Source organism: Microcoleus sp. MOSTC5 (genome assembly GCF_036701825.1).
GTDB lineage: Bacteria > Cyanobacteriota > Cyanobacteriia > Cyanobacteriales > Microcoleaceae > Microcoleus > Microcoleus asticus.
Window position 1 is genome coordinate 1 of sequence record NZ_JAUBRK010000055.1, and the last position, 5,577, is coordinate 5,577.

A 5,577-nucleotide genomic window follows, 5' to 3' on the forward strand; every position below is an offset into this window, starting at 1 on the left:
AGATGAAAATCCATGAGCTTAGCCTCTAGCATAAAGTTCATATATTATACAGTTTACACCGCAAACCCAGAAGACCCAGGATATCGCACTTTATTCAAACAAATAGAAAAATTATCCCATCAAAGCTGCTTGATGTTAATCGGTTGGGAACAACCGAGAGAAGTGACTCAAGTTAAAAACCAAAATACTTCCATTCATACCTTACAACTCAAAGGTTTAGACATCGCCGCTGCAAGGAAAATTCTTAGAGATTATGGGTTAGAAGAAAGCGACAACAGTGAAGCACTCATTCATCGCTACCAAGGCAACCCCCTATGGTTAAAAAGCGTGGCGAATCTGATTCAAGACTTGGGAGGAGGCGTGACAGAGTTATTACCAAATGATACCATATTGTTGCCAGAAGATTTGAAAGATGTTTTACAGCAGCAGTGCGATCGCCTATCGGAACTGGAAAAACAAGTAATCTCCTTGTTAGCGAAAGAAAGGCAGCCGATCGACCGGGCTAAATTGCTAGAAAATGACATAATTCCGGCTTCAGATTTGCTAAATGCGCTGCAATCTCTATCACGGCGCTGCTTGATTGAACAACAAGCAAATTTTTACACGATTTCACCTGTACTGAGGCAATATGCGATCGCCTCTGCGGTGTAATTGATATCTATTAGTCTGCAGAGGCAGACTTATTTTGTATAATAGCGATTTCAATCGCGGAGTGACTAAATACATAAAATCGCACAAACAAAAACCGGGCAACTCCACAGCTACCCGGCAATCCTAACTTTAGATTTCAGACAAAACTAAAATCTAAAACCTAAAATTCTTAAACAGCCACAGTCTTCTTAGCAGAAGAGCTCAATTCGCCCTTAGCATACTTAGCTGCAAAATCGTCCAAAGATACTTGCTTAATCTTTGTACCGTTACCGGCGCAACCAAAAGAGTTGTAGCGATCGCTACAAACCTTTTGCATATACTTGATCGACGGCTTCAAGAAGTGGCGGGGGTCAAACTCATCGGGCTTGGCAAACAAAGCTTCGCGCACCGCAGCGGTAATCGCCAAACGGTTGTCAGTATCGATATTGATCTTGCGAACGCCGCACTTGATGCCCTTTTGGATTTCTTCCACAGGTACGCCGTAGGTTTCGCGGATTTTGCCGCCGTTGCTGTTGATGATTTCCAGCAATTCTTGGGGCACAGAAGAAGAACCGTGCATTACCAAGTGAGTATTCGGCAAGCGGCGGTGAATTTCTTCAATGCGGCTGATTGCCAAAATTTCGCCCGTCGGCTTGCGAGTGAACTTGTAAGCGCCGTGAGAAGTGCCGATCGCGACTGCTAGAGCATCAACGCCGGTTTGCTCGACGAAATCAACAGCTTGTTCAGGATCTGTCAGCAACTGATCGTGAGAAAGCGCACCTTCAAAGCCGTGGCCGTCTTCTGCTTCGCCCATCCCTGTTTCCAGAGAACCCAAACAACCCAGTTCGCCTTCAACGCTAACGCCGATCGAATGAGCAACTTTCACCACTTCGCGAGTAACTTCAACGTTGTACTCGTAGCTGGCGGGAGTCTTAGCATCCGCTTCCAGAGAACCGTCCATCATCACGCTGGTGAAACCTTGGCGCATGGCAGAATAGCAAGTGCCGGGGGCATTGCCGTGGTCTTGGTGCATGGAAATGGGAATGTGAGGATAGGTTTCAACTGCTGCCAAAATCAAGTGGCGCAGGAAATTTTCGCCAGCGTAGGAGCGAGCGCCGCGAGAAGCTTGCAGAATCACAGGGCTGTTGGTTTCGTCAGCAGCGCGCATGATCGCTTGGATTTGCTCCATGTTGTTGACGTTGTAAGCCGGTAGGCCGTAACCATTTTCAGCCGCGTGGTCGAGCAGCAATCGCATAGGTACAAGCGCCATAGATATTCCTCCTAATTATTTGTGATTTTTGGGCAGTGAATTTTGGACAAGCTCAATTCTTACGATAATATTAAGACAATTTGCCACCGATCGCGCACTATCTTTCCAGATTTACTTAAAAGTTCAAAAAACAAAATTTTGAGTTCCGAGCATTCCACTCAAAACTCAAAATTTTTAACTCACCAATTTTTTATGGGTCGCCCGGGATTTGAACCCGAGACCAATCGGTTAAAAGCCGAATGCTCTACCGCTGAGCTAGCGACCCGAGAAAACATTGTTACCGCACACAATTTCTAATAGTAGCACCCCTCATTTGAAATAGCAAGTGTTTTTTAAATAAAATTTGCAGTCATGCGAACCAGCATCTCGCAAGTCGCTCCCGGCTGCAAATAAATCAAGTGTTCGCCAGTGTTGAGGGCATTTCGAGGAGCAGTCCAAGGTTCTAAACAGTAAAAATCCTTGCCCTTCACCATCCAGAAAACCAACTTCCCATAGCTGGAGTTGTAACTGAGGGTGAGCCGCAAGCCCTGGGCAGCGTCAGTGACAGTAGCAGCAAGACCAGTGAGTTCGTCAAAAGAAACATCAATTTCATCCAGCATCGGGTCAAAAACGCCGGTGAAGTAACCTTTTTGGTGGGTGTTCTGATCTCTGTACTGCATCCCCGGAATCTCAAACCGGAGCTTAGATTTGTCCGTCGCCAAAAAGTAGGGGTGCAAACCACTAGAAAACGGCATGGGTTCGGCAGACAGATTGGTGTAGCGCTGAAAAATTTCTAAAGAATTCCCTTTAATCTGATAAGTGAAGGCGAGTTGGAAATCAAAGGGATAAACAGCCAGCGTCTTGTCGCTGCTGTCGAGAATCAGGGTAAGAGCGGCGCAACCCTCCGTAACTTGTTCGCCTATTCTCCAAGGCAAGTCTCGGGCAAAGCCGTGCTGTTTGAGCTTATGCTGCACTCCCTTGTGGGTGTAAGTATTGTCGGGGAGATTGCTGCAGATCGGAAACAGGATGGGAATCCCGCCGCGTACAGTCAGATCGGGATTGGCGAACCGTTCCGCGTCCAAGTATAAGATTTCTTTGCCTTCAACCAGCCAGCTAGTGGCAATACCGCCCCGTTCCGGCACAACTTCTAGAGTAGAGTTAGCGGTTTCGTCGGAGAGGATATAGGTTTTGTACTGCTTTTGCTTGAGCGCGATCGCAAACACATTTGTCATCGGTAGTAGGTCATTGATCATTGGTTGTCAGTAAATCAGTCGTTAATAATTGGTCGCTGGTATGTTGATGTTCACCCATTACCGCTCCTATCCTCCCCCTGCATCCTCGCTCCGACCCCCAGCGGCTAACCAATGCTTCCAGCTATAGAAGGCAGGGCGATCCGCTGCTTGGAGCGGTTACTGCTTGTACCTGGAACGATCGCGGAGGTCGGCTGCTCTTTGAGTGCGACTTCAAAAGATACAGCCCGAGTGGGGGGAAGATAGCTTTGGGGACTCGGCACTGCTCCTTGACTGGGAGATGGAGGCGCAATAAACGGTTCTTTGATGAATGGCTCTTTCGTAAACGGCTCTGCTTCCCGGCTGGGATTTTCAGGTTGAGTCGGGTAGATGCGCGGCGGCAAATTTTGATTCGCAGGCGGGTTGGACTCAATTGCAGGCCCCGTCCCGTTCGGGAACAATGAAGAGTTGTCCGGCTGTTTGGGCGCAGCCGGCAAAGCCGGCAAAATCAAAGTTGGTTTGGGTTGTCCGGGGCCTTGCAGAGTGCTTTCACCGGAGGTTCCCCCGGAACCCCGCCCGGGCTGGTAAGTACCGCTCTTTGCTCCTCCGGGCAACGGAGAATTTGGAGTTTTTGGTGCTGCTCCTGGCTGGACTAGGGCATCGAGAACTACAGAAGATCGCATCGGTCGATCGAAAATACTAGAAATTTGCTCAACGTGTTTGAGGATGCGATCTGCTGCGGCTCCCTCCACCACTTTCGGCTGAAACTTTTTCACCTCCACAGGCAGAAACTCTACCTTCATACTCCTGTCTTTGAGCGATACTTTCAGGACTGCGGTATCATAATCCCTGCGAGCATTCCCGCCGAATATAAAATTACCGAGCGAGTAAACAATCGGGCGGCCCTTGTAAATTTCTGCACCTTGCAAGACCTGGGGGTGGTGTCCCACTACCAAATCAGCTCCTTGGTCGATCGTGAACCGAGCCAAATCAATCTGCCAGTCCCCCGGATAATCTGCCAATTCGACTCCCCAGTGGTAATTAACAATAATCCAGTCTACCTGACCCCTGAGAGCTCGAATATCCTCTGCCACGCGATTGTTGCGGCGGGGGTTAGTGCCCGCTTTGCCTTGGTCGGCGGCGTGAAGGTCGGCATCGTAATAACTGAGGTAGGCGAGCCGCTGACCCTTAACCTCAATAATATCTGGACGCCTTGCTTCTTTAATATCTCTACCGGCTCCCAGGTGTTGAAGCCGACTATTATCTAAAGTATTTATAGTCTCCACCAGCCCCGGTTCCTCGTAATCCATAGCGTGGCTATTTGCCAGATTGACAATATCCACTCCTCCTGCTGTTAATACTTTCACCGATTCTGGATCGGCTTTAAAATTTAATTGTTTTTTGCCCGATCCCAATGTAGAGCGAGTCAGAGAGTTTTCTAGGTTAACCATTGCCACATCTGCTTGCCGGTACTCGTCCATATTGGCGAAAGCCCAATGGTAATCCTTGCCTGCAGCAGATGCTCCGAGCGCATCCGATAGATTCACATTTCCTCCGAACATCAGCGTTACGGTTGGGTCGTAAGGATTAGCAACTTGCTTTTGCTGTACTACTGGTACCACTTCTAAGGCCGCTTGCACCGTATCCGCACGTTTTGGAGGCGGTCCCGATATTACCCCAGCTTGCTGATACCCGGATACTGGGGATACTAACCGCAGGGTAAGAGCCTCGTGGTAGCTCACCCAACACCCTAAAATAAATGAGGCAAGTGCCGAGCCCACTAGCAGCAGAGAACGATACGTTTTAAATTTAACCCAATCGACGGCCTGTAGGGAACGGTAACGCCGCTGCTGGCGGTTTGCCGGAGTGACAATTCGCACTGACTGTTTCCAGAGAATTTCTGGTTCCCCAGCCAAGCGCGCGTGAATTCGCACTCCTTGTACTGCTGGCGAGTTGAGTCTCCAGAGTTGGTGGCAAATAAATTTGACTAAGCCTTCCCGGAGAGTGCTCCCCAGTAATCTAGTATCTGGCGCAAATTCGCGCTGAAATTCTACGAGGATTTGGACGCAGCCGGCATGAGCCTGTTCGACGCGGGCATAAATCCCTTCGGGTCGCAGCAAGCTGTCAATCCAGTAATTGAGGGCTTGAAAGTTGCCCGATCGCGCTAGATCCAAGATAGACGGCTGCGACCAATTTTCTGCGTACACCATCAATTAGCCTCCTTAATACCCACAAGCGATGACTCCTATTTGTTTTGAACAGAACCGCAATTCTTTTAGCTTAACCGCCACAGGTTCCGCTGCCCGTTTTGAAGCTTGTTGTTGGCCGCCACCATTTTCTACATTCAGGGCCTGCCTGCTGTCAATGATTTTTATCACACTTGGGTCAATCGATTTTAAATTTGAGATTTGAGATTTTAGATTGAGTTCAGAGGGGGTGCTGGGGGCTAGAAAAAACCTCCAAGCAACA

At 48.8% G+C, this 5,577-nt stretch carries 5 protein-coding genes and 1 tRNA gene; 1 reads left to right on the forward strand and 5 read right to left on the reverse strand.

The features are described from left to right. Positions 1-12: 12 nt before the first annotated feature. Positions 13-651: a hypothetical protein gene (locus tag QUA54_RS25440; protein ID WP_333416845.1), complete on the forward strand. Its 639-nt coding sequence runs from the start codon at positions 13-15 to the stop codon at positions 649-651. Positions 652-820: 169 nt separating this feature from the next. Here the strand turns inward: QUA54_RS25440 and fba are convergent, their stop codons facing one another. The 5 genes from fba to QUA54_RS25465 all read right to left on the reverse strand — a co-directional run. Further along, positions 821-1,900, reverse strand: coding sequence for a class II fructose-bisphosphate aldolase (gene fba / locus QUA54_RS25445; RefSeq protein ID WP_015177149.1), 1,080 nt, complete (start codon positions 1,898-1,900; stop codon positions 821-823). A 193-nt stretch (positions 1,901-2,093) separates the two neighbouring features. Continuing rightward, a tRNA-Lys gene (locus tag QUA54_RS25450) sits at positions 2,094-2,165 on the reverse strand. 67 nt (positions 2,166-2,232) lie between these two features. Then, the gene (locus QUA54_RS25455) at positions 2,233-3,102 is read right to left on the reverse strand and encodes an aldose epimerase family protein (protein WP_445301589.1); all 870 of its coding nucleotides are present in this window, start codon (positions 3,100-3,102) and stop codon (positions 2,233-2,235) included. Positions 3,103-3,236: 134 nt separating this feature from the next. Further along, positions 3,237-5,318 carry a CapA family protein gene (locus QUA54_RS25460; protein ID WP_333416847.1) on the reverse strand — a complete coding sequence of 694 codons (2,082 nt, stop codon included), beginning with the start codon at positions 5,316-5,318 and terminating at the stop codon, positions 3,237-3,239. Between the two features lie 12 nt (positions 5,319-5,330). Then, positions 5,331-5,577, reverse strand: a 247-nt coding sequence (locus QUA54_RS25465) for a hypothetical protein (RefSeq protein WP_333416849.1), incomplete at its 5' end; no start/stop codon positions are given.

Coding starts and splice junctions, on each gene's coding strand:
- fba (WP_015177149.1), bottom strand. CDS start 1,900: ATGGCGCTTGTACCTATGCGATTGCTGCTCGACCACGCGGCTGAAAAT.
- QUA54_RS25460 (WP_333416847.1), bottom strand. CDS start 5,318: ATGGTGTACGCAGAAAATTGGTCGCAGCCGTCTATCTTGGATCTAGCG.
- QUA54_RS25440 (WP_333416845.1), top strand. CDS start 13: ATGAGCTTAGCCTCTAGCATAAAGTTCATATATTATACAGTTTACACC.